The 23,456-nt window shown below is 55.8% G+C and carries 24 protein-coding genes; 12 read left to right on the top strand and 12 right to left on the bottom strand.

What is annotated here, in order from left to right; genetic code table 11:
- Positions 1-118: 118 nt before the first annotated feature.
- Positions 119-1,318, bottom strand: coding sequence for a tyrosine--tRNA ligase (gene tyrS, locus ACJAXR_RS14150; RefSeq protein ID WP_415058911.1), 1,200 nt, complete (start codon positions 1,316-1,318; stop codon positions 119-121).
- 219 nt (positions 1,319-1,537) lie between these two features.
- On the opposite strand from tyrS, the gene ACJAXR_RS14145 reads away from it, so the two are divergent.
- Both ACJAXR_RS14145 and ACJAXR_RS14140 read left to right on the top strand, forming a co-directional pair.
- Positions 1,538-2,992 (top strand): OapA family protein, encoded by a 1,455-nt coding sequence (locus tag ACJAXR_RS14145; RefSeq protein WP_415058910.1) that lies wholly within the window; start codon positions 1,538-1,540, stop codon positions 2,990-2,992.
- The gene (locus tag ACJAXR_RS14140) at positions 2,993-4,102 is read left to right on the top strand and encodes an anhydro-N-acetylmuramic acid kinase (RefSeq protein ID WP_415058909.1); all 1,110 of its coding nucleotides are present in this window, start codon (positions 2,993-2,995) and stop codon (positions 4,100-4,102) included.
- A gap of 15 nt (positions 4,103-4,117) precedes the next feature.
- On the opposite strand, the gene erpA is transcribed toward ACJAXR_RS14140, so the two are convergent.
- From erpA to argC, 4 genes are all read right to left on the bottom strand, one after another.
- Positions 4,118-4,471 carry an iron-sulfur cluster insertion protein ErpA gene (gene erpA / locus ACJAXR_RS14135; protein WP_415058908.1) on the bottom strand — a complete coding sequence of 118 codons (354 nt, stop codon included), beginning with the start codon at positions 4,469-4,471 and terminating at the stop codon, positions 4,118-4,120.
- A gap of 70 nt (positions 4,472-4,541) precedes the next feature.
- Positions 4,542-4,937, bottom strand: a complete 396-nt coding sequence (locus ACJAXR_RS14130; RefSeq protein WP_415058907.1) for a bactofilin family protein — start codon at positions 4,935-4,937, stop codon at positions 4,542-4,544.
- 26 nt (positions 4,938-4,963) lie between these two features.
- The gene (locus ACJAXR_RS14125; RefSeq protein WP_415058906.1) at positions 4,964-5,701 is read right to left on the bottom strand and encodes a DUF6776 family protein; all 738 of its coding nucleotides are present in this window, start codon (positions 5,699-5,701) and stop codon (positions 4,964-4,966) included.
- Positions 5,702-5,727: 26 nt separating this feature from the next.
- Positions 5,728-6,762 carry an N-acetyl-gamma-glutamyl-phosphate reductase gene (gene argC / locus ACJAXR_RS14120; RefSeq protein WP_415058905.1) on the bottom strand — a complete coding sequence of 345 codons (1,035 nt, stop codon included), beginning with the start codon at positions 6,760-6,762 and terminating at the stop codon, positions 5,728-5,730.
- A gap of 127 nt (positions 6,763-6,889) precedes the next feature.
- On the opposite strand from argC, the gene hemJ reads away from it, so the two are divergent.
- The gene (gene hemJ, locus ACJAXR_RS14115; RefSeq protein ID WP_415058904.1) at positions 6,890-7,312 is read left to right on the top strand and encodes a protoporphyrinogen oxidase HemJ; all 423 of its coding nucleotides are present in this window, start codon (positions 6,890-6,892) and stop codon (positions 7,310-7,312) included.
- On the opposite strand, the gene ACJAXR_RS14110 is transcribed toward hemJ, so the two are convergent.
- Positions 7,309-8,787: an AAA family ATPase gene (locus tag ACJAXR_RS14110; protein WP_415058903.1), complete on the bottom strand. Its 1,479-nt coding sequence runs from the start codon at positions 8,785-8,787 to the stop codon at positions 7,309-7,311. The two genes, hemJ and ACJAXR_RS14110, sit on opposite strands and share 4 nt — an antisense overlap.
- 93 nt (positions 8,788-8,880) lie before the next feature.
- Between ACJAXR_RS14110 and ACJAXR_RS14105 the strand changes: the two genes are divergently transcribed.
- Positions 8,881-9,219, top strand: a complete 339-nt coding sequence (locus tag ACJAXR_RS14105; RefSeq protein WP_415058902.1) for a histidine triad nucleotide-binding protein — start codon at positions 8,881-8,883, stop codon at positions 9,217-9,219.
- A 61-nt stretch (positions 9,220-9,280) separates the two neighbouring features.
- Positions 9,281-9,928, top strand: a complete 648-nt coding sequence (gene coq7 / locus ACJAXR_RS14100; protein WP_415058901.1) for a 2-polyprenyl-3-methyl-6-methoxy-1,4-benzoquinone monooxygenase — start codon at positions 9,281-9,283, stop codon at positions 9,926-9,928.
- Positions 9,929-9,971: 43 nt separating this feature from the next.
- On the opposite strand, the gene ACJAXR_RS14095 is transcribed toward coq7, so the two are convergent.
- Positions 9,972-10,394 carry an OsmC family protein gene (locus tag ACJAXR_RS14095; protein ID WP_415058900.1) on the bottom strand — a complete coding sequence of 141 codons (423 nt, stop codon included), beginning with the start codon at positions 10,392-10,394 and terminating at the stop codon, positions 9,972-9,974.
- A 168-nt stretch (positions 10,395-10,562) separates the two neighbouring features.
- On the opposite strand from ACJAXR_RS14095, the gene crp reads away from it, so the two are divergent.
- The 4 genes from crp (at position 10,563) to ACJAXR_RS14075 (ending at position 13,336) form a co-directional block, all read left to right on the top strand.
- The gene (crp, locus tag ACJAXR_RS14090; protein ID WP_415058899.1) at positions 10,563-11,207 is read left to right on the top strand and encodes a cAMP-activated global transcriptional regulator CRP; all 645 of its coding nucleotides are present in this window, start codon (positions 10,563-10,565) and stop codon (positions 11,205-11,207) included.
- Positions 11,208-11,322: 115 nt separating this feature from the next.
- Entirely contained in the window at positions 11,323-12,045 is a 723-nt protein-coding gene (locus ACJAXR_RS14085; RefSeq protein ID WP_415058914.1) for a 16S rRNA (uracil(1498)-N(3))-methyltransferase, read from the top strand.
- Positions 12,042-12,446: a hypothetical protein gene (locus ACJAXR_RS14080; RefSeq protein WP_415058898.1), complete on the top strand. Its 405-nt coding sequence runs from the start codon at positions 12,042-12,044 to the stop codon at positions 12,444-12,446. Before ACJAXR_RS14085 ends, ACJAXR_RS14080 begins: the two co-directional genes overlap by 4 nt.
- Before the next feature lie 41 nt (positions 12,447-12,487).
- Complete coding sequence (locus ACJAXR_RS14075; protein ID WP_415058897.1) at positions 12,488-13,336, top strand: hypothetical protein; 849 nt, start codon at positions 12,488-12,490, stop codon at positions 13,334-13,336.
- Here the strand turns inward: ACJAXR_RS14075 and ACJAXR_RS14070 are convergent.
- The 5 genes from ACJAXR_RS14070 to ACJAXR_RS14050 form a co-directional block, all read right to left on the bottom strand.
- Complete coding sequence (locus ACJAXR_RS14070) at positions 13,333-16,485, bottom strand: efflux RND transporter permease subunit (protein WP_415058896.1); 3,153 nt, start codon at positions 16,483-16,485, stop codon at positions 13,333-13,335. The two genes, ACJAXR_RS14075 and ACJAXR_RS14070, sit on opposite strands and share 4 nt — an antisense overlap.
- Positions 16,482-17,924: an efflux RND transporter periplasmic adaptor subunit gene (locus ACJAXR_RS14065; RefSeq protein ID WP_415058895.1), complete on the bottom strand. Its 1,443-nt coding sequence runs from the start codon at positions 17,922-17,924 to the stop codon at positions 16,482-16,484. Before ACJAXR_RS14065 ends, ACJAXR_RS14070 begins: the two co-directional genes overlap by 4 nt.
- Complete coding sequence (locus ACJAXR_RS14060) at positions 17,921-19,174, bottom strand: TolC family protein (RefSeq protein WP_415058894.1); 1,254 nt, start codon at positions 19,172-19,174, stop codon at positions 17,921-17,923. The genes ACJAXR_RS14065 and ACJAXR_RS14060 overlap by 4 nt, the downstream gene beginning before the upstream one ends.
- 538 nt (positions 19,175-19,712) lie before the next feature.
- Entirely contained in the window at positions 19,713-20,024 is a 312-nt protein-coding gene (locus tag ACJAXR_RS14055) for a copper-binding protein (protein WP_415058893.1), read from the bottom strand.
- A gap of 110 nt (positions 20,025-20,134) precedes the next feature.
- Positions 20,135-20,893 (bottom strand): alpha/beta hydrolase family protein, encoded by a 759-nt coding sequence (locus ACJAXR_RS14050; protein WP_415058892.1) that lies wholly within the window; start codon positions 20,891-20,893, stop codon positions 20,135-20,137.
- Positions 20,894-21,070: 177 nt separating this feature from the next.
- On the opposite strand from ACJAXR_RS14050, the gene ACJAXR_RS14045 reads away from it, so the two are divergent.
- From ACJAXR_RS14045 to ACJAXR_RS14035, 3 genes are read left to right on the top strand one after another with little or no spacing between them, the layout of a single operon-like run.
- The gene (locus ACJAXR_RS14045; protein WP_415058891.1) at positions 21,071-22,120 is read left to right on the top strand and encodes a methyltransferase domain-containing protein; all 1,050 of its coding nucleotides are present in this window, start codon (positions 21,071-21,073) and stop codon (positions 22,118-22,120) included.
- On the top strand, positions 22,111-22,620 hold the full coding sequence (locus tag ACJAXR_RS14040; protein WP_415058890.1) for an arsenate reductase ArsC: 510 nt from the start codon (positions 22,111-22,113) through the stop codon (positions 22,618-22,620). The genes ACJAXR_RS14045 and ACJAXR_RS14040 overlap by 10 nt, the downstream gene beginning before the upstream one ends.
- 5 nt (positions 22,621-22,625) lie before the next feature.
- Entirely contained in the window at positions 22,626-23,456 is an 831-nt protein-coding gene (locus tag ACJAXR_RS14035; protein WP_415058889.1) for a phosphate ABC transporter substrate-binding protein, read from the top strand.

Genomic DNA, 23,456 nt, shown 5'->3' with positions numbered 1-23,456 from the left:
TACCTGCTCTGCCTGCCCTGTCAACCCCTGAATTATCGCTAACTCATTGATTGTAAAACGCTTTATACAAAGCGCCCCCTCTGGGCAGACGCGCATTATAGGGGCTGAGGTTTTGCCGTCAAGGCTTTTCGATACGAATTCGTGCAAACCTCTTCTTGCCCGCCTGGCACACGTAATCGTGGTCCAGAGAGAAGACAAAATCGCGATCAACAACGACGCCGTCTACCTTTACAGATCCGGCATTTAGAAGATCCCTGATGGCCGCAGCGTTCTTCGCCATGCCTGCACGGTTCAGTACCGCAGCTACAGGCATGGCCTCATCCGCTTCTAGCAACACGCTGGGCAAATCTTCAGGGAGCTCACCCTCCTTTAGACGATTACCTGCAGAGCGGTGCGCGTTTGCAGCCGCTTCGACACCATGGAAGCGCGTAACCAACTCTTCAGCCAGCTGTATTTTCACGTCCCTCGGATTCGCTCCGCCCGCGACATCCGCGCGCAACTGAGCAATTTCTTCCATGCTACGAAAGCTGAGGAGCTCAAAATAGCGCCACATCAAAGTGTCGGGCATCGAAACAATCTTGTTATACATTTCCCCGGGCGCATCATTGATGCCCACGTAATTGCCAAGCGACTTGGACATCTTCTTCACGCCATCAAGCCCTTCCAGCAATGGCATAGTCAAAATCACCTGCGGCTCTTGCCCAAACTGACGCTGCAACTCGCGTCCCATGAGCAGATTGAACTTCTGATCTGTCCCTCCCAGTTCCACATCCGCCTGCATCGCGACCGAGTCATAGCCCTGAACCAGCGGATACAGAAACTCATGGATTGCGATCGACTGACCAGACTTGTAGCGCTTATCAAAGTCATCACGCTCAAGCATGCGAGCAACCGTGTATTTACCAGCCAGCTGAATCATATCCGCAGAACTCATCTTGTCCATCCAAGTCGAATTGAACATGACTTGAGTAAGCGCGGGATCCAGTATCTTGAATACCTGCTCTTTATAGGTATCAGCGTTGATCATTACCTGCTCACGGGTAAGCGGTAACCTGGTCACATTCTTTCCTGACGGATCACCGATCATTCCAGTGAAATCTCCAATCAGAAAAAGAACCTCATGACCCAGTTCCTGAAACTGCCGAAGCTTGTTGATAAGGACGGTATGGCCCAGGTGCAGGTCTGGTGCAGTGGGATCGAAGCCAGCCTTGATTCTCAACGGAACGCCGCGCTCAAGCTTAGCTCTCAGCTCGCTCTCGACCAGAATCTCGTCTGCGCCGCGCTTGATTAACGCTAACTGCTCGTCGACCGGCTTCATAAATCTGCAAATCCTGTAGTTGAGTTGGCAAAAAAGGCAGCCAAACATACAACATTGATGATCAATTACAAGTTCGAAAGGGGTATGATTGCAGGACAACGCACGTTAGTGGCGCTGGAAAACTGACGGGTGGCACGCCAGAAAGGTTGCCACGAAGCAATTTCAGTTATAATTTAGCAAGATATTACACATTACTCAGAATCAACGACAAGAGCGCTTATGGCTTTCCACAAGACAAAATCGCCGCTGTACCCCAAAAGCCACCTAGTGGCCGCTAGCGGTATAGCAGCTGCGCTGAGCATCTTTCTGCTCGTTATCCCCACTACTGACGTCGAAGCTCGCAAAACATTCATTCCACTCGACTTGCAAACAGGCCACATCGGCGAATCAACAGAGTCAAATGTTTTATCTGAAGAATTGGATGCCCTGATCGAGGAAACGGTCACATTTTCGTCAAAACAACCGATGAGCGGCTCGCAAAGTGCTATCAACGGCCAAGCCAGTGCTTCGGATGTGCCAGACAACACCCCCATGATGGTCCTATCCGAGACGAAAGCGCCGACCAAGCCTGCCGCCTGGCAGGCAGTAACCGTTGAAAGTGGCGATACACTGTCTGTTCTCTTCAACGAAGTCGGGCTTGGTGCAAGTACCTTGCATAATGTGATTAACAGTAGCAAAGAGGCAAAGCGATTTACCCGCCTCAAGGTTGGTCAGGTGCTTGAGTTCAAGCTGGACAATGCCGGAGACCTGCAGGTAATGCGCTCGAAAGTGAGCGACCTGGAAACGATGAAAGTCGAGCGGTCCGATACCGGTTACGTGTTCAGCAAGGTCCTTATTGAGCCCGAAGTACGCAGCCGTTTTGCCCGAGGTGATATCCGCAGTTCACTTTTCCTTGCAGCACAACAAGCCGGCATGTCTCATGGACTCACCATGGAGATGGCCAACATCTTCGGCTATGACGTCGATTTCGCTCGGGACATCCGCGAGAACGATAATTTTGAGGTGATGTACGAAGAACTGCATGTTGGCGACAAACCCGTGGGCACCAAAAATATTCTCGCTGCGCGATTCACCAATAAAGGTAAGACCTTTACTGCGGTTCGCTACACTGACAAGAACGGATACAGCAGTTACTACCGCGCAGATGGGACCAGTTTGCGCAAGGCATTTATCCGCACGCCAGTGGAGTTTGCCCGCATCAGCTCACGCTTTAATCCCAATCGCCGCCATCCGGTCTTGAACAAAATTCGCGCCCATAACGGCGTCGACTACGCCGCCTCCACCGGCACCCCCATCAAAGCGACCGGAGACGGGCGTATTGTGCATTTTGGACGCAAGGGCGGTTACGGCAATGCCATTGTCGTGCAACATGGCCAGAAATATAAAACGCTGTACGCTCACATGAGTCGCTTCGCGAACGGTCTTCGTGCTGGGAGCAACGTTACACAGGGTCAGATTATCGGGTATGTAGGCATGACGGGGCTGGCTACAGGTCCTCACCTGCACTATGAGTTTCAAGTCAATGGTCGCCACGTAGATCCCTTGGGTATTGAACTGCCTGTGTCCGATCCCGTACCAAAAGCCGAGCGGACAGCGTTCATGGCCATCAGCAACAAAATGATGGTCAGCCTGGACCAACAAAGCGCTAGCCAGCTGGCATTGCTGGAGCCCTGATTGGAAAACCTGTATGTCGGTATCATGTCAGGCACCAGCCTGGATGGTATCGACGTAGCACTCGTTGCTTTTTCCTCACCCCGACAGGCGGTATTGATAGACGCCTGCTGCATGCCCATCCCCAATACATTACACGAACAACTGCTTAGCCTCTGCTCTCCCGGCATGGATGAGATCCGCCGCTCTGGCATCGCCGGACAAGCCTGGGCTCGCCTGGCTGCACAGGGCGTGCATGCACTGCTGGAAAAAAACCAACTGCAATCAGGTCAAATAACAGCTATCGGTAGCCACGGGCAAACGATACGTCATCACCCCGAGCTAGGATTCAGCTGCCAGATTGGAGCTCCCGATCTACTGGCTGAACTGACCCATATCAGCGTAGTGTCTGACTTTCGCGGCAGAGACCTAGCTGCCGGAGGAGAGGGCGCCCCTTTGGTGCCCGCGTTCCATGAATGGTTACTGCGTTCGCCGGAGCAAACCAGAACACTGGTGAATGTAGGTGGTTTCGCCAACTTGACCGTGCTGGAGCGGGACCAGCCGGCTGTCGGGTTCGATAGCGGGCCGGGTAATGTGCTGATGGACCACTGGATTCAGCTGCACCAATCAAAATCATATGATGATGGCGGCGCATGGGCGCGCACGGGCATCTGCTCCCCTGCACTACTGGAGTTGATGCTCAGCGATCAATACTTTTATCGCTTGGGCCCAAAAAGTACTGGTCGAGAGCACTTCAATCCAAACTGGCTTGCTCAAAAGCTTGCCCAGATCTCAGGGGAGCCACCTCGCAACGAAGACATCCAGGCCACACTGCTGGAGTTGACCGCATACACGATAGCCATGGATGTGCAGCGCAGCGCACCTCTCACTCGAAATGTGACGGTGTGCGGAGGCGGCGCAAGAAATGGACTACTGCTTGAGCGCCTGCAATCACTGCTTGGTGACGGCATGCAAGTAAAGACTACCGCTTCTCTTGGAGTCGATCCAGACTGGATGGAAGCCATCGCTTTTGCATGGCTGGCTTGGCGCCACAAGGAATCCCAGCCGGGTAATCTGCCGGCAGTGACCGGCGCTAGCGGGCCGAGAATACTCGGTGCACTTTACCCTGCCTGAATTAACGCCCGCGGATCAAATCGAGAAGGACGACCCACAACCACAGGTGGTTGCAGCATTAGGATTGTTGATTACAAAGCGTGAACCTTCCAGACCTTCCTGATAGTCGACTTCTGAACCTGCAAGATACTGAAAGCTCATCGGATCAACGACCAGCTTCACACCCTCACGCTCGACAATAGTGTCGTCTTCGGCTAGCTCATCATCAAAGGTGAAGCCATACTGAAAACCAGAGCAACCTCCGCCCGTAACGAATACTCGCAGGCTTAGCCGCTCATTTCCTTCCTCGTCGATCAGCGCTCGTACCTTGGACACCGCAGTGTCACTGAACAACATGGGGGAAGGGATAAAAATCTCAGCAGTCGACATATAACCTCCAGCGACAGGTGCAACAGCACAACAAGTTAAGCATTATCCTTTTCCCGACTCTTTTGGTCAACTATTCATCAGGATTGGAGCGAGCGGTGATTCGCGCGATCGGAGTCACCGATGCTGTTTCATTCATATGGTTAAGCGTACCGCTAATCTGTGCACCCATGACCATTTCGATGACCTGGTAATACAGGTCACCGCAGATCCGCGCTTTCGCATCAAGCTCCAGATGCTCGTTGGCGTGCACGTCCCCGGTCACTTCTCCGTTTATCAGCACATTGGGAACATGGATGACACCTTCGACCCGCCCGTGTTCGCTTATTCGCACCAGACCCTGCTCGGCATCAATGTTACCAATGATTCGGCCGTCGACCTGAAGAACACCCGTAAAACTGATGTTGCCTTGTATCTCGGCATCCTGGGCCACAATAGTAGTTTTACCCCCAAATTTGCCAATGTCCATTTTCTTATGCTTGTCTGCGCCCCACATCAGGGTTTCGCTCCTGTGGCTGTCCATTCGAATGTACGCTCGACCACGGTCGAGCCGTTCTGTAGCGCCTGCAACTCTACTCGCATCGGCTCAAAGCCCTCAGGCAGGCGCATCTCCGCGTTTTCACTGCCGGCAGGCACAACTTGGAAGTAACGGAAATCCAGCAAAATACCATCGTCATCATCAGCATCCGTCAGCTCTGCGAGAGGCAGGCTGATTTCTGTGCCATTCTGCCGCCCGTGGACCTGCATGACCAGCCGAGCCTTGAACGTATCCTCTTCATCACCTACCCGACTGACCATTATCTTGTATCGGAAACGACCGGGATCATCTGTCGCCTGCAATTCAAACGCCTGAATACGAACCCCCGGTGAGGCCGCATTGGGCACCAGAGCACCTTTATACTGGGCAAGGTCCTGCTGGAGATGGAACAGCTGCTGCTCTAGCTCCTGAACCATGCCTCGGTTCTCTGCGCCAGATTCGACTGCGACCAGCAAATCAACCTGCAGTTGCTGCGCATGCTGCCGCGACGCATTCAGCTCTCGCACTATTTCTTCGCGCTGAACCAGCAGGCCGTCACGTTCCTGAACCACATCGGCCTGCGACCATTGACCTGCTTGCCGTGCGTACCAATAGGTCGCCGGGATAGACAGAACCAGAAGCAAAAGGACACAGAATTTAAATACGCCCATCAGTTTCGACTGCCGCGGCATCAGTACGATACTGTGATCACGCATCGGTCGATGCCGATTGAAAAAGCGCATCAAGGCATAAGCGCTGGATGAGACAAGCCCATCGTTTCGTCGAGACCAAAGGCGATATTCATATTCTGTACTGCTTGACCAGAAGCTCCTTTCACCAGGTTATCGATAACCGACAGCACGACAACCTGGTCTCCACCCTGCGGCCGGTGCACAGCAATTCGGCATACGTTGGCGCCGCGCACGCTGCGCGTTTCCGGATGACTTCCAGCCGGCATCACATCCACAAAGGGTTCATTGCAATAACGATTCTCAAACAAGGACTGCAGATCCACCGAATGATCCTTCACAGTAGCGTGCAAGGTCGCGTGTATACCTCGAATCATCGGCGTCAGATGTGGCACGAAGGTTAGCCCGACCGGCATACCAGCAGCCGCTTGCAGGCCCTGGCGAATTTCCGGCAAGTGCCTGTGACCACCCACAGCATAGGCTTTCATGTTTTCTGTGGATTCACAGAAAAGTGATCCGACATTGGCCCCACGACCGGCACCGCTGACGCCCGATTTGCAATCGGCAATGATACGGTCATTGTCTGCCAGCCCCGCTTCCAACAAGGGAAGCAGACCGAGCTGAGCCGCTGTGGGGTAGCAACCAGGCACAGCTATGAGACGCGCACCGCGAATAGCCTCACGATTGACTTCAGGCAAGCCGTATACCGCCTGGTCAAGTAGTTCTGGCGCGCCATGGGGCTGACCATACCAGCGCGCCCACTCATCCGCATCACGCAACCGGAAGTCGGCCGACAGGTCGATAAGTCGGGTGCCCGTTGCCAGCAACTGGGCAGCCATTTCGTGGGCTACACCGTGCGGCGTAGCAAAGAAAACCACATCGCAGCGGCCCAGGGCGTCGGTATCAGGCACGCTGAAACACAAATCGTCATAGTGGCCACGCAGATTGGGGTACATATCCACTACGCGGATGCCGGTTTCAGATCGCGAGGTGATCACCTCAACATGCGCCTGAGGGTGTTGTGCGAGCAGCCGAAGCAACTCGACGCCGGTGTAGCCGGTTCCGCCTACTATGCCGATATTGATCATCTTTACTTCCTGAATCGTTTGAACATGACTGATAACTGATAACCCCCTATCATAAAACCGCTGACGCAAATTACCAGCACTCCCTTCCTCGCGGCGGGGAGTATCAACCACCTGCGAGGATCTAATTGTGTATCTGTGGATCAAGGCCTTTCACATCATTGCGGTAGTCACCTGGTTTGCCGGCCTGTTTTATCTCCCACGCCTGTTCGTATATCACGCACAAAGCAAGGACGACGTCAGCAAAGAGCGCTTCAAGGTAATGGAACGAAAGCTTTACCGCGGCATCATGCTGCCCTCGATGATCATCGCCATAGGCCTGGGGATCTGGCTGGTAATGCTGGCACCCGCATGGCTGACTCAAGGCTGGATGCATGTAAAGCTGGCCCTGGTCATTGCGCTCGTGGCCTACCACTTCACCTGTGCGGCAATGCTCAAGCGATTTGCTACGGATAACAACACACGCTCGCATGTGTTCTATCGCTGGTTCAACGAAGCACCGGTTCTGGTGCTCGTAACGGTTGTCATCTTGGTCGTTGTAAAGCCTTTCTAACCTGCCATGACCGCGCGCTCGTGCCCCCAGGTCCGAAGTGCCTGCAGCCGCTCACTCATGACGACAGAAAGGGGGGACGTTTGCGTCAAAGCAGCCAGAACATGCGCGTCAGTGACACTCTGCTGCCTGGCTGATGCAGCATAAACGGCAGAGACTATTGCCTGTTCTATCTCCGCACCAGAGAAGCCTTCGCTAGCCAGCGCCAACCTGGAGAGATCGAAATTGCCTGCATCCATATCCCGTCTTTGCAGATGGATGCGCAGAATATCTTCACGCACTGCCATTGCCGGCAGATCAACGAAAAATAGCTCATCGAGCCTGCCCTTGCGAATCAGCTCCGGCGGCAACTGACTAACGTCATTGGCTGTAGCTACCAGAAAAACCCGGCTCTGACGCTCCGACATCCAGGTCAGCAAGGTGCCCAGCAAACGACGTGATACTCCTTGATCGCCACTGTCCGGCGCCAGCCCTTTCTCGATCTCATCGATCCAGAGAACGCAGGGCTCCATGCAATCGGCCATCTTCAGCGCTTCACGCAGATTCTTTTCGGTTTCGCCAATGTACTTGTTAAACAGTGCAGCGAAGTCCAGACGTAGCAAGGGTAAACCCCAAACCCCAGCGACCGCTTTTGCAGCAAGACTTTTGCCAGCGCCCTGCACACCAACCAGCATGACGCCCTTGGGCGCATCCTTGATAGCGCCAACCCCAAGAAAGGCGGTCTGGCGATCCAGCAACCACTGTTTGAAATGGTGCAGTCCACCGACATCGGCGAAATGAGCCGTGTCCTGCTCAAAACTCAGGACCCCCTGCATGTCCAGCAAACTGAACTTAGCCTTGTTCAATGCGGGGACATCTTCCTGGGTGATCGCACCGTCATCCACAATCAGCTTGCGTGCCAGTCGGCGTGCTTCTTCGTGGGTCGTGCCGCGCAAATTGCGCACAACCTGTTCGAGCGTACGATTATCGGTTCGCACCTTGAGGCCTTGATTCTGCTCGGTCCAACTGGACGCTTCCTCACGAATGATCGCCGCCAGCTGTTCATCGGATGGCATGCTCAAGTCAAGACGGACGGCCAGACGACTCAGTTCAGGCGGCAGCTTGATCTGATGACTGACCAGCATAATGGTCGGCGCCTGGGTATCGGTATTCATAGCTGCCAGCTTGAGCAGCCTTACTAGTCTGGGATTATCAAGAAACGGATGCAGATCGCAGAACACATAAATCGATTGCTGAGTATCCTTGCGCACACACTCAAGGGCCTTCTCTGGATCACTGGTTTCGTCATCCTCAATATCCGCACCAAACCCCAGCCGCTGCAAGCCATCAACATGATCCCAGGTGAACCAGGTACGTGCGCGCTTGATGGCCAGCGCGGCCATGGTTTCCAGCACGCGCTGCTCTTCCCAGCTCTCAGTGATGATCAGCTTTACCCTGCTCTCGAGTAGTAAATTGAGATCATGAATATCGTTTTTCACCGGCGAATCCTTTTGCAGCATTTCGATAGGATGCCATTCTAGCCCGACATGGTTACACTGGAAGTCATTTAAAGGCCAGCCAAGGAGTAACGCGTGGACTGTCTATTCTGCAAGATCGTCGAAGGTAAGATTCCGGCGAAAAAAATCTACGAAGATGACCAGGTCGTCGCTTTTAACGACATCAATCCCCAGGCTCCCGTGCACTTTCTAGTGATCCCGAAAAGACACATAGCCTGTTTGAGCGATCTGACAGAGGACGATCGCGCGCTGGTCGGCCACATGGTTTTTGCCGCCCAACAAATAGCTCGGGAGCAGAGCTGCGATAACGGATTCCGCACCGTATTCAACTGCAATGAAGATGGGGGACAGACGGTCTACCATATTCATCTGCATGTGCTGGGCAAGCGGCAGATGACCTGGCCGCCAGGTTGAGCCAGCGCACTGCCGTCGAAGCGCCGAGCGTTATATTCCATTTGTGTACAGGAGCTCTCACATGAATTCCCCCCGTCGTTACAGCTTTGTCGATCGCCTGCTGACTCAGGCGGACCAGTCCTTGCGCACGCTCGTTCCTGGCGCCGCCCATGCGAACCGACCATCGCCGTCACAGCATATGGCCAATGTGCCAATGGATGAGCCAGAGCGCCAGCACATTGCTGGGCTCATGCGTATCAATCACACTGGAGAAGTCTGTGCGCAAGCGCTCTACCAGGGGCAGGCACTGACCGCCAAGCTGCCGGACGTAAGAACCAAGATGGAGCGTGCCGCCGCCGAAGAAATTGATCATTTAGCCTGGTGCGCACAACGTCTGAGCGAACTAAATAGCCAGCCTAGCGTGTTGAATCCGCTTTTTTACGGTCTGTCATTCGGGATGGGCGCGGCAGCCGGGCTTATCAGCGATCGCGTTAGTCTCGGCTTCGTTGCGGCTACTGAGCAATTGGTTGAACGGCACCTGGACGACCATCTGGCCGAGTTACCAGAGGAAGACATCAAATCGCGGGCAATTCTGGAACAAATGCGTATGGATGAGATAGAGCATGGCGCTCAGGCCCTTGAAGCTGGTGGCATGGTCTTCCCCGAGCCGGTCAAGGCAGCGATGACGCTGCTTTCCAGCCTGATGACCAAGGCGACTTATCGGATCTGAACGATGCCCGCCAAACCGGGCCCGTTCGACGTATGCTTGACCTTCAGTCTATCTCGATGATTTCGTAATCATGGGTCATCTCGACGCCTGCGCGAACCAACATGATGGATGCTGAGCAGTACTTCTCCGCGGACAATTCAACCGCCCTTTTAACCTGAGCTTCTTTCAGCTGCTTGCCGGTCACCTGGAAGTGGATATGTATCCGAGTAAACACTTTAGGCTCGCTGTCAGCACGCTCGGCATCAAGCGAAACCTGCACGTCTCGAATGTCCTGCCGGGACTTTTTCAGGATACTGACCACGTCGTAGCTGGCGCATCCACCAAGACCGATGAGCACCGTTTCCATTGGGCGAACGCCCATGTTGCGTCCACCCGCGTCGGGCGGCCCATCCATTACCAACGTATGACCGCTGCCTGATTCACCCAGGAACATGGCTCCGTCCACCCACTTGATTTGCGCTTTCATTACTATCTCCGGCAAGACAATCTGAGGCCGTGCATAATACCACAGCCCTTGGCGATAAAGTCTCGTACTGGCCATGATGGTAAAAACTGGACATAATTACGATTGGTCTCGGATTTGAGGCTCACCTATCTGCTTCGGCATCACCGTTTTGCTCGACAGGATACCTACATGGCCGTAACCGCCCTGACGCCCCGCATAAAAAATCTCGAAAGCTATCTGGCACATTGTCACCTTCGTACCTTCAACGCCCGCAGCACGATTATTCACGCGGGCGACCATTCCGAGAGCCTGTTCTACATCATCAAAGGCAGTGTCACCATCCTGATCGAAGACGAACACGGTCGGGAGATGATCATTGCCTACCTGAATCAGGGCGATTTTTTTGGTGAAATGGGGCTCTTCGACGAAGAACATATGCACCAGGACCGCAGTGCTTGCGTCAGAGCGAAAAATGAATGCGAGGTCGCCGAAGTCAGCTATAAAAAGTTCCGTGAACTCAGCCAACAGGATCCTGACCTGTTCTTCGCTGTTGGCCGGCAGATGGCCGAGCGGCTGCGCAACACCACCCGCAAGGTGGGCGACCTGGCGTTTCTCGACGTTACCGGGCGCGTCGCCCGGACATTACTCGACCTGTGTCGGCAACCTGACGCCATGACACACCCCGCGGGCATGCAGATCAAGGTCACTCGCCAGGAACTCGGCCGCATCGTCGGCTGCTCACGTGAAATGGTCGGCCGTGTACTGAAGACTCTTGAGGAGCAGGGCCTGATCGACGTGAAAGGCAAGACCATGGTGGTTTTTGGCACACGCTGAGAGACTGCAGCTAGCCAAGTGCTGATGTACAATCAGACTTCATTCGACATCTCGGCGAGGTCCTGGCAACCACGGCCGTAGGCGGCAGCATCGAGATGGTGCCGGGGGACTGATGATGCGCGTTTCACGCTTTTATATCGGGGCATCACTGGTCGCTGGCGAGCATCAGCTCGAAGGCGATCTGGCTCATTACATCGGCCGCGTTATGCGGCTTACCCCAAGCGCACCCATTCAGGTCTTCGACGGCTCCGGTCTGGAGTGGCTGGGCGAGGTTGTCGCGGTGGGTAAGCGGCAAGTAACAGTCCGCCTGGACACGCCACAGCCAGGCTTGCCGGAGTCACCTTTACACGTGCATCTAGGCCAGGCCATGTCCCGTGGCGACCGCATGGACTGGGCAATCCAGAAAGCTGTGGAGTTGGGCGTAAACCAGATCACTCCTTTGATGACCGAGCGGTGCGAGGTCAAACTCCAGGGTGAGCGGGCCGACAAGCGTCAGGCCCATTGGCAACAGGTGGCCATCAGCGCCTGCGAACAATGCGGCCGCAGCGTGATCCCAACAGTGTATCCGCCCGTCACGTTGGATTTATGGATGACCGATCTGCAAGCGGATCTAAAGCTGGTGCTGCACCACCGGACCGAGGAGAGCCTCGCGAGCCTGCAACATCCCGCCAGTCTGGCTCTATTGATCGGCCCTGAAGGCGGGCTAAGCGATGACGAAATCACCCGGGCCCGAACCAATGGGTTCAAACCTGCTCGCTTCGGACCACGTGTATTGAGAACCGAAACGGCACCCGTCGCCGCACTGGCGCTCGCTCAGTATCTGTGGGGCGACATATGAACGTGGACAACGAGCAGACCAACCTGATCCAGAGACTCAATAGTCACTGCTTTTGCATTAGCCTGGATCAACAAGCGCTGCACCTGGCGCTGGCTAGAGAGGCCGGCGAGCCGGATCTCTTCGAGCTGCTTCAAGAACGCTGCCCAACCGTATTTGCCGCTCGGCCCGTATTCGTTTCACAAGCGCAGATGACACGCATGAGTGAACTCATTGCTGCGATTGAATCGGTCCTCGCTTTGCCCGCCTACCGAGAAGAAATTCGCGCCCACTCCCTGCCAATTGCCAAACATTCCTCGGGTGCGCTCGGAGTTTTCATGGGGTACGACTTTCACGCTACAGAGAGCGATTTCGGGTTGATTGAGATCAACACAAACGCCGGCGGCGCCCTGCTAACTCACTGATGGCCCGTGCACGGCGAACATGTTGTCCAGAGGTCGCCGGATTGGTGCCGCCACCTGCGCAGGCGGAAAGCTTTGAGTCCAGTATCGTCACCATGTTTCGCCAGGAATGGGCTTTAGCTGGTCGAGACCGAACACTGCGTAGCATTGCGATCGTCGATGAAGAATCAACAAACCAATATCTGTATCCCGAGTTCATGCTCTTCAAAAAGCTATTTGAAGATCATGGGATTGAAACCGTCATCGCTGATCCGGCAGACCTGGAGTTGCGCTCCGACACTCTGTGGCATGGTGATGTGTCGATTGATCTGGTGTACAACCGGTTAACCGATTTTCTGCTCGAGTCGAAGACTAACAACCGCCTGCTTCAGGCCTACCTTGCCGATGCCACAGTGCTGACACCACACCCGGAAGCTCACGCGCTTTACGCTGACAAACGCAACCTGGTGTTGTTAAGCAGCGAAGCACATTTGCTGCGCCTAGGCGTGCCGGAAGACATCCGGAGAATCCTGCTCGCCGGGATTCCGCACACCGAGCAAGTCCATCGCGACAAGGCCGACCGTCTATGGTCCCAACGCAAGGGACTCTTTTTCAAGCCGGCAGCCGGTTACGGCGGTCGCGCGGCCTATCGCGGCGACAAGCTCACCCGTCGCGTATGGGAAGAGATACTCGCTGGCGAGTATGTTGCCCAGGCCTTGATAGCGCCCGGCTTGCGCGTACTGGACGATAACGAAGCGCCACAAGTGCTCAAGTTCGACCTGCGCAACTACGTCTATATCAAGGACAGACCACCAACTTCCGCACCTCCGGCGGCGGTTTTGCTCCGGTTTATTCCGGCCCGGAGGACGACTCCGTATTATGAGTCATCCGCCGTAGCGATGGGCTTTGGTTAGGACACGTCAGGGGGTGGCGAGTTCGGCTGAGTCGCTCGACGCCGCATCATCAGATAGACCGCCGGCAAGACAAACAGCGACAACAAGGGTGCGGTAATCATGCCGCCGACCATCGGCGCCGCGATGCGTCGCATGATCTCACTGCCGGTGCCGCTTCCCAAAAGGATCGGCAACAGACCTGCGATAATCACCGCCACGGTCATAGCTTTGGGTCTGACCCGTTGCACTGCGCCTTCCCTAATCGCCTCAATCAGTGAGCGCTCGTTAGTCAATCCCGCTTTGAGCCGTTCCTGCCGTGCATTGGTTAAATACAACAACATGATCACGCCGAACTCCGCCGACACGCCAGCCAGAGCAATAAAGCCGACCCCTGTTGCAATGGACAGATTGTAGTCCAACCAATACAGAAACCAGATACCCCCGGTGAGTGCAAACGGCAAAGTGCCCATAATCAGGAGGGCTTCGTCAAAGCGCCTGAACGTCAGATATAGCAGCACGAAGATAATCATCAGCGTGGCCGGAACCACCAGCTTGAGCCTGGCGTTGGCTCGCTCCATGAACTCGAACTGACCGGAATAGCTGATGCTCATGCCCGGAGCAAGCTCGACTTCGTTATCAATCTGCTTGCGCAAGTCCGCAACCACTGCGGCCATGTCCCGGTCACGCACGTCAACGTAGACCCAACCGGTCAATCGTCCGTTTTCACTCTTGAGCATGGGCGGGCCATCGCTGATGCCGATTTCTGCCACCGTACCCAAGGTGATCTGACTACCCTGGAGTGTATAAATCGGCAGCTGCCTCAAGTCTGACAGTGAGTCGCGCCACTCGCGCGGATATCTCAAGCTGATGGGATAGCGAGCTAAACCCTCGACCGTCTCACCGATTGTCGCTCCACCTACGGCACCGGCAACGATTGCCTGTACATCAGCAATATTTAACCCGAAGCGCGCAGCCGCTGCGCGGTCGATGTCAATATCGATATAACGCCCCCCCGTCAGCCGTTCGGCAATCGCCGAGCTGACGCCGGGAACGTCCTTGGCGATCTTTTCGACGGCCTGGGCTACGCGATCGATCTGCGTCAGGTCGGCGCCGTATACCTTCACCCCGATAGGACTCTTGATCCCGGTGGCGAGCATGTCGATACGATTACGGATCGGCGGGATCCATAGGTTGGCTAAACCGGGAACCTGCACCGCCCTATCCAGCTCCTCGACCAGTTTTTCCGGGGTCATGCCCGCTCGCCACTGGTCCCGCGGCTTGAACTGCACCGTGGTTTCGAACATGGTCAACGGCGCCGGGTCGGTGGCGGTATCCGCCCGACCAGCCTTGCCGAACACCCGTGCGACTTCCGGCACCGATTTGATCATTCGATCGGTCTGCTGCAGCAGTTCCGAAGCCTTTTGCGTGGACAAGCCAGGCAAGGCGGTAGGCATATAAAGCAGGTCGCCTTCATCCAGCGGCGGCAGAAACTCTCCGCCCAACTGGCTGGCTGGCCAAAGCCCACTGAGAAAGATCACTAGAGCGACTACGATCGTCGCTTTTGGCCAGCGCAGAACGACGTCCAACGCCGGCTGATAAATCCGAATCAATCCCCGACTGATGGGATTGCGCTCTTCGGCGGGAATGCGGCCACGAATCCAGTAACCCATGAGCACAGGCACCAGTGTGATAGCTAAGCCAGCCGCAGCAGCCATCGCGTAGGTTTTGGTGAAGGCCAGCGGACCGAACAAACGCCCCTCCTGCGCCTCGAGCGTAAATACCGGTATAAACGACAGGGTGATGATCAGCAAACTGAAAAACAAAGCGGGTCCCACTTCAACGGCCGCATCAGTGATGACCTTCCAGTGCGCCTCACCCTTGAGTTGCTGATCAGGGTTGCGTTTATGCCAATTCTCAATGTGCTTGTGTGCGTTCTCAATCATCACGATGGCGGCATCCACCATCGCACCAATCGCTATCGCGATCCCCCCCAGGGACATGATGTTAGCGTTGACACCCTGGCGCTGCATGATAATGAACGCGATTAATATACCCACCGGCAACGAGACTATGGCGACCAGCGACGAGCGCAGATGCCAGAGGAAGAGAACGCATACCAGAGCCACCACGATGAATTCTTCGATCAGCTTATAACTGAGGTTTTTGACTGCACTGTCGATCAGTTGGCTGCGATCGTAGGTCGTAACGATCTCGACACCCTCTGGCAAACCCTTTTTCAACTCTTCAAGCCGGGTCTTGACCGCCTCAATGGTCTCGCGGGCATTTTTGCCGCTGCGCAGGATGACCACGCCACCCACGACCTCCCCTTCACCGTCGAGCTCGGCTATGCCGCGGCGCATCTCCGGGCCCAAGCGGATATGGGCAACGTCGCCGAGTGTGATCGGCGCCCCGCTGGTACCCAAGCGCAGCGGAATACCCCGAAAGTCAGCCAGCGACTGCAGATAGCCAGAGGCACGCACCATGAGCTCGCTTTCGGCGAGTTCTAGCACACTGCCGCCGGTTTCCTGGTTGGCGTCGTCAATTGCCTGGGCGACCTGTTGCTGGGTGATTTTCTGACTCGCCATGCGCACCGGATCAAGTACTACCTGGTATTGCTTAACCATCCCGCCAATCGGCGCGACCTCGGCCACGTTGGGCAGCGTTTTCAACTCGTAACGCAAAAACCAGTCCTGCAACGAGCGCAACTGCGCCAGATCGTGCTGGCCAGTACGATCTACCAATGCGTACTGAAATATCCAGCCTACCCCCGTGGCATCCGGGCCCAGTGCCGGCTTGGCGGCACTGGGCAGACTGCTTTGCACCTGGCTCAGGTATTCGAGCACGCGCGAGCGCGCCCAGTACAGATCGGTGCCGTCTTCAAACAGGACGTAGACGTAGCTGTCGCCGAAGAACGAATAACCTCGCACGGTTTTCGCCCCTGGCACTGACAACATGGTCGTGGCCAGTGGATAGGTCACCTGATTCTCGACGATCTGCGGTGCCTGACCGGCATACGGGGTGCGAATGATCACTTGCACATCGGACAAGTCTGGCAGCGCATCAATTGGCGTGTTCTGCACCGACCAGGTCCCCCAGGCAACCACAAATAGCGTAGCCAACAGCACCAGGAAACGATTGGCTACCGACCAGCGAATAGTCGCGGCAATCATGGCTGGCCTCCGAGCTTCTCGATCCTGTCGATGGTCAGGCCATTATCACTTTCGCGTACCCCGACGCGAACCCGATCGTTCTCATGCAGCCCTTCAAGCAGCGATGGATCGGACAGCGGGAAGCCCATGGTCATGCCGGGCATATTCAATGTTTCAAATGGGCCATGCTCAAGGAATAACATATCGTCATCCAGACCGACGATGGTGCCCTCTGACTCATGCAACATCGGTGCGGGCGCTGACATGGGGGTCGCCGGGGTCGTAGGCGTGGCAGTGAGACCGCGAAGACTGGCTTCCGAATCGAGCAGAAATTGACCTGAGGCCACCACTTGCTGGCCCTCCACCAGCCCATCCAGAACCACTGTTTTATCTTCTGTCTCGCGACCGATGCGAACCTCTACTGGACGGAACCGGCCCTTCTCTTCAGCCACCATCACCAGCGTGCGTCTGCCGGTGCGGATCAATGCCTCGGTGGGCACAACCAGCGCGGCGGCCTCCTGCCGATCCAGCGATACTTCCGCCGTCATGCCCGGCCGTAACCGTTGCTGCGCATTGTCGAGTACCACGCGTACCTGGACGGTGCGGCTGTCACGGCTAGCCTCAGGCAATAGGGTTTCGATCGTGCCTTCGAGTGTTTCGCCGGGCAGCGCCGGCAAGCGTGCCTGGATTTTTTGTCCAGCCTCCAGGCTGGCAATCTCTGCTTCAGGCACTTCAATCAACAGCCACACCGTATTCAACCCATTGATTTGCGCCAGCGTCGAACCCGCAGATAGCGTCATGCCCTCACGTACATCGAGACTTTGCACCACGCCATCGATTGGACTCCTCAAGGTCCAGAACGGCTGAGCGCGACCACTGCGCTCCAGTTGGCGGATCAGGGCATCAGGCATGCCGGCCAGGCGCATGCGCTGGCGCGCAGCAGCAATGAGCGAAGGCTCATTAAGGCTGCGCAATGCCAGGTATTCCTCCTGCACCGCAGCCCACTCCGGCACCAGCAGATCTGCAATGGGCGCGCCTTGCTCTATCAGGTCCTGAGGTGCGAGCCCATACACCCGCTCGACGAAGCCACCACTACGCGCCTGCACCACAGCAAGATCGCGCTGGTTGAAGGTGATTTGTCCGGTTGCAACGATGCTGACCCTGACCGGTTCACGGCTGACCGCAGCCAGCCGCATCCCCAGATTCTGCATGATGCCCGGAGCAATCCGCATCACGGCGCGCCCTTCGCTGTCGGCATCTTGTTCTGCATAGCGGGGCACCAGGTCCATATCCATGAACGGCGACGGTCCCGGCTCGTCAAAGCGCTGTTGCGGATACATCGGATCGTACCAATAAAGCACATCGCGCTCCTCGTTTGCCGGCTGGGCCAGCGCTGATACGGGTGCCAGCAGGAACTGCATGCTGAGCAGCAAAAAAATCTGTCTAAATGAAAAGTTCATGGGCGGTCAGCTCCGAAAGCGAAATGGAGACGGGCGTTGCTCAGCGAGCGGTCCCGTGTGAGATCAATATGACGTAGACGGACGGCGATCAATTGTTCGCGGGCGACGATCACGCCGCCAAGCTCACCTTTGCCGGCGCGATAGTCGGTCATGGCCAACCCGACCTTTTCTTCTGCCAGCGGCAATAGGGTTTGTTCCGAGCGGACCAGAGTGCGTTCCAGGCGCTGATATTCGGCGAGCTCGTCGGTCAGTTCGAGACGATAAAGGCGGACTACGGCTTCTCGCTGCGCATACACACGCGCAAGGCCGGCACGTTCGGCATCAATTGCGGGGTCCTGGCGAGAGGCAGAGAATACTGGCAGATCAAAGGTCACATTGAGGCTGACCATGTCGCCGAATTCCCGGCTGCGCCTGAGGTAATCAAGGCCCCAGCTCCAGTCCGGCTTCTTCTCGGCAAGGGCGCCATCAACCCGCGCTTCGGCCTGACGCTGCAATGGGTCGAATACCTCAAGTTGCGGATGACGCTGTAGATTATCGCGGTAGCGCTCGGCATCGACCGGCCACTGGGGCCAGCCTCCACTCAGTTGCTGCGCTGCGAAGTCCCCAACCCAGCGGCGTAACTGGGCACGCATCTGGATTTCTTCGCGCAAGAGTTGGTCCTCTCGATCAGCGAGCGTCGCTGCCTCTTCGCGTGGCCCAACGCTGTCCGCCGCCAGACCGCGGCCACCAGCTAACCTAGCCTCGACGGCCTTGGCAAACAGCCGATTTTCCGCATAAAGCTGGCGGAAAACGACCAGCTTGCGCTCTACCGCCAGTGTTGATATCCAGGCCTGGGTGGTCGCCTGCTGCACATCGAGCAGTTCGACTGACTGTTGCGCATCGGCCAGCGCAATCCCAGCCTGCGCCAGTTCTACTCTGGCCTCACGCTTGGCCCGGCTGGGCACCTCCTGCATAAGGCCGATACGCTGCATGGTCATCCGTTCAGCGTTGACATCCCAAGCAGCATCGCCCTGGATCGGCAGATTCTGCAAGCCCAGGGTCACTCGGGGATCAGGGAGTTCGCCAGCGGGAATTGCAGCGCTTCGGGCAGCCTGCCGGTCGGCAACCTGGGCAGCGAGAGAAGGTGCTTGTCGTCCAGCCTCTGTCAGAGCTTGGTCAAGCGTTAATGCATGGGCCTGCATTGTCGTAATAAACGCCAGGCATAACGATAGCGCCCGTCGTCCGAGCCGACCCGAAAAAGAGAAATACATGATGTGAATTCCTGTTGCTAATGCCGCACCGTCAAAAAAGCAGGTGCAAGCGGACACCACAGACAATTGCCCGCGGGGTTCAGATCATTCAGGAATCAATGGCGCGGAGGGCGCCAGAATGCAATCGGGTAGGTAGGGCTAAAGCCAAGTCGTACAAAAGCTGAAAGAGCATGGTCTGGAAGTGCCGACAATAATATCGCCGCGCTAGGGACGACCGCACCCCCCATATGACAGCTTCCGCCCTGATCACATAGCAGCTGAGCGGTAGCACTAACCCAACCCTGCTCGGTATCCGCACAGTCAGAATGCGTTTGCATCTTGGCCTGTTCAGACATTTGGTGTGCCTCAGGGGTACCGCCGGTCATACAGTGATCAATCGCCAACAGGGAGGCCGCCAGCGCGTTGAACGACAGCAGCAAGGAGCAAAGGAGGACGCCTAGGGCAGCACGCATCAGTCTCACAGTCCGTGTACCCAGTCATCAAAGTACCCGCTCCTTACGGAATCGGGAGGTTGGCAATCAACGTTGCACAGTGAATGTTACTGGGTTTTTTCGATGTCAGTAACAATAAAATTACCATTATTCTTCGATGCACGGAACCTCACTTTGTCACCCGCTTGCAGATCACTCAGCTGCTCGGCTGGCACAGCCTGGAAGATCATGGTCATGCCCGGCATGTTCAAATTTTCAATCGGCCCATGACGAAGGGTAACGCGGCCCGTATCCGGGTCAATCTTGCGGATTTCACCTTTAGTAAGGAAGTTGGCATTCTCACCCTCTGGACCGGCATGCGCGCCGAGCCCGCTTGCCAGCACACTGGCCAACAAGGAAATCGCGATTATTTTTTTCATCAATGCTGACCATGTCGTTTAAGTAGGTACATCTATTGATACTAACGCTGCTTTTAAACAACGGTTATTAAAATACCATTACAAGAATCAACAACGCACCTCGCAGCCGATCATAAATAGCGCGCCGCCCAGGCGACCAGCACGTTAGCTACATATTCGGCATCGTCGTTGCGGCTGAGCATGTGGTCGGCATCGTCGAGGGAGATAAAACTCTTGGGATGCATCGCTGCCTGATAAATTGCCGCAGCCTCGGATACATCGACCAACTCATCTACCGGCGAATGAAAGATGATCAACGCCTTGCGCAGAGCGCCAATGTGCTCAGCTGAGTTCCATTGTTCCAGATCGGTCAAAAACTGCGCCTTGACCGTAAAGGGTCGACCTGCCAAATCTACCCGAGCGTACCCCATGCGCTCAATCTCCGCCCGGTCATCGGCAAAAAGGTGCCTGACGTGGGTCGCTGTGGACGGTGCAGCGATAGTGGCGACGGCCTCGATACTGGCTATCTGTTGCGCTGCTGCCAACACAGCGGCACCACCCAGACTGTGACCAATCAACAGCCTTGGAGCGCTGTAGTGTTTTCCCAGGTAGTCCGCCGCTGCCAACAAATCCTGAATATTGGAGGAGAAATTGGTATTGGCGAAATCACCGTCGCTGCTACCCAAGCCAGTGAAGTCAAAGCGCAGCACTGCAATCCCTTGATCAACCAGCCGCCGGGCTATACGCGATGCCGCAGCGCTGTCCTTGCCGCAGGTGAAGCAATGGGCAAATAACGCCATGGCAAGCGGCGCGCCATCGTCGGGCATTTCTAGCAGACCCGCCAAGGAGTCACCCTGCCCGTTGGGAAATTCAAATCGAGTTCGTTTCATCGGATTCTAATCCCTGTTAATACTGGTAGCGCCTTGTTTGCTTGAGCCAAATACGTGTTAGACGGACCTTCGCAAAGAGTGTTAATAATTGAATACACATTAAAACACGCTGTTGATGTAACAATTGAAAGCGCGTTCGCTCTGATACATAAGCTAACTATTCACCACGGGGGCTTCATGCTCGAATCTGTCCAAGACTATTATGGCAAAGTACTTAAAACCAGCGCCGACCTTAAAACCTCAGCCTGCTGTGACATCTCCAGTACGCCTGCCTGGCTCAAGCCCCTATTGGCCAATATCCATCCCGAAGTCACAGAGAAATACTACGGCTGCGGACTAGTGGCACCGCACCTGCTACAAGGGTGCCAGATCCTCGACCTAGGCAGTGGATCCGGGCGCGATTGCTATATCCTGGCTCAGCTGGCAGGGCCCAGCGGCAAGGTGACAGGCGTTGACATGACAAAAGAACAACTGGATGTCGCTTGCCGTCATCTGGATTACCACGCCCAACGCTTTGGCTTCGCCAATGTCAGCTTTCATGAAGGTTACATTGAACAGCTGGATACCCTCAATCTGGCCGACCATAGCATCGATGTGATTGTCTCCAACTGCGTGATCAACCTTTCTCCGGACAAGGATGCGGTACTTCGCGAGGCCTACAGGCTTCTCAAGCCCGGTGGCGAGCTGTATTTCTCCGATATCTACGCCGATCGTCGCCTGCCCGAGGCTCTGCAACAGGATGAAGTCTTGTATGGCGAGTGTCTGGGGGGAGCGCTGTACTGGAATGACTTCGAGAACCTAGCACGACGCCATGGTTTCCTCGACCCTCGCCTTGTCGAGGATCGCCCACTGGAGATCACCGATCCGAAGATCGCGGCCAAGCTGGGCAACACCCGCTTTTATTCAGCAACTTATCGTCTTTTCAAGCTCGATGCACTTGAGCCCGCCTGCGAGGACTACGGCCAGGCTGTCATTTATCGCGGCAGCATCCCCGAAGCTGAACACCTGTTCCAGCTCGACAAGCATCACGCAATCGAACGCGGTCGCATCTTTCCAGTGTGCGGTAATACGTGGCGCATGCTCAAGCACAGCCGCTTCGAATCCCACTTCGAGTTTATCGGCAATTTTGATCAGCATTACGGTATTTTCCCTGGCTGCGGCGGCGCATTGCCGTATGACAGCGGCAACAGCAACGGCTCGACAGCTGGGGCTGGCGCATGTTGCTGAAAACCTCACCCATTCGGCTGCTGGTATTGTGTACTGGCAACTCGGCTCGCAGCGTTATGGCCGAGGGGCTCTTCAATCGATTACTCGGCGATTATATTCAGGCGTTCAGCGCCGGCAGCCAGCCGACAGGCCGGATCAACCCGTTAGCTCTGGAGCAGCTCGGCAGTTGGGAGGCTGATCAGCCACCGCGCAGCAAGAGCTGGGATGAGTTTCTTGTACCCGGGGCGACGCCTTTGGATATTGTGCTCACCGTATGCGGCAATGCAGGGCAGGCTTGCCCACAGTTCCCTGGAACCCCGCAACGGGTGCACTGGGGCCTGCCGGATCCTGCTGCGCTAGAGGGCGGCGACAACCTCAAGCGTGCAGCCTTTGCCCAATGCCATGATGTTTTACGACTGCGTATCAGCCAACTGGAGATGCAGCTGACCAATGACACAAGCCAGCGCATCGAGCCCGTCGTTATTGCTACATTCATGCGCTCCCTTGCTATCGAAGAGTAATGTATATGCTTGATTTCTGCTTGAGACGCCTGGCCATCCTGATCCTTTCCAGTGGTCTAGTTTTCGCCGTCCAGGCAGAATCATCGCGCCTCACCATCACCGGCTCCAGCACGGTAGCACCTGTCATATCGGATATTGGCAAAGCCTTTGAACAAGCCAACCCAGGTACGCGAATTGACGTTCAAACCGGGGGATCGTCCAGAGGAATCGCGGATGCACGCGAAGGGCGAGCTGATATCGGCATGGTCTCACGGGCACTTAACGACAATGAAAATGACCTGGCCGCTTACCCTTTCGCGATGGACGGCATCAGCATTATCACCCACGCCAGCAACCCCGTGAACGCACTCAGCAGGGAAAATACAATCGCTATTTTTACCGGCAAAATAACCAACTGGAAAGCGCTTGGAGGTCCGGATCGCCCGATCACGGTGGTCAATAAAGCCGAAGGCCGTTCAACGCTTGAGCTTTTTTTGGCATTCTTTCAGCTGAAAAACAGTGATATCCGGGCGCAGGTTGTCATTGGCGATAATCAGCAAGGCATCAAAACCGTTGCCGGCAATCCGGGTGCGATTGGCTATGTGTCGATTGGTACCGCCGAGTTCGAAGCTGAATACGGTACGCCGATCAAACTGCTGCCGATGGCAGATATTGCACCGACTACCGCCCATGTAGCCGATGGCTCTTATCCATTGTCCCGACAATTGAATCTGGTCACCGCAGGCCCTGCTGGTGGCTTGGCCGCAGAGTTTATTGCCTTTGCTCAGTCAGCGTCGGCAAACGCTTTGATAAGCGAACACTTTTTCGTTGCCTTATCCAACGCAAAGTTACCTTAG

Origin of the sequence: Halopseudomonas sp., from assembly GCF_047631575.1 — a bacterium.
Lineage (GTDB): Bacteria > Pseudomonadota > Gammaproteobacteria > Pseudomonadales > Pseudomonadaceae > Halopseudomonas.
Note: the sequence above shows the minus strand (reverse complement) of the source record. Positions and strands in the feature narration are given on the sequence as shown.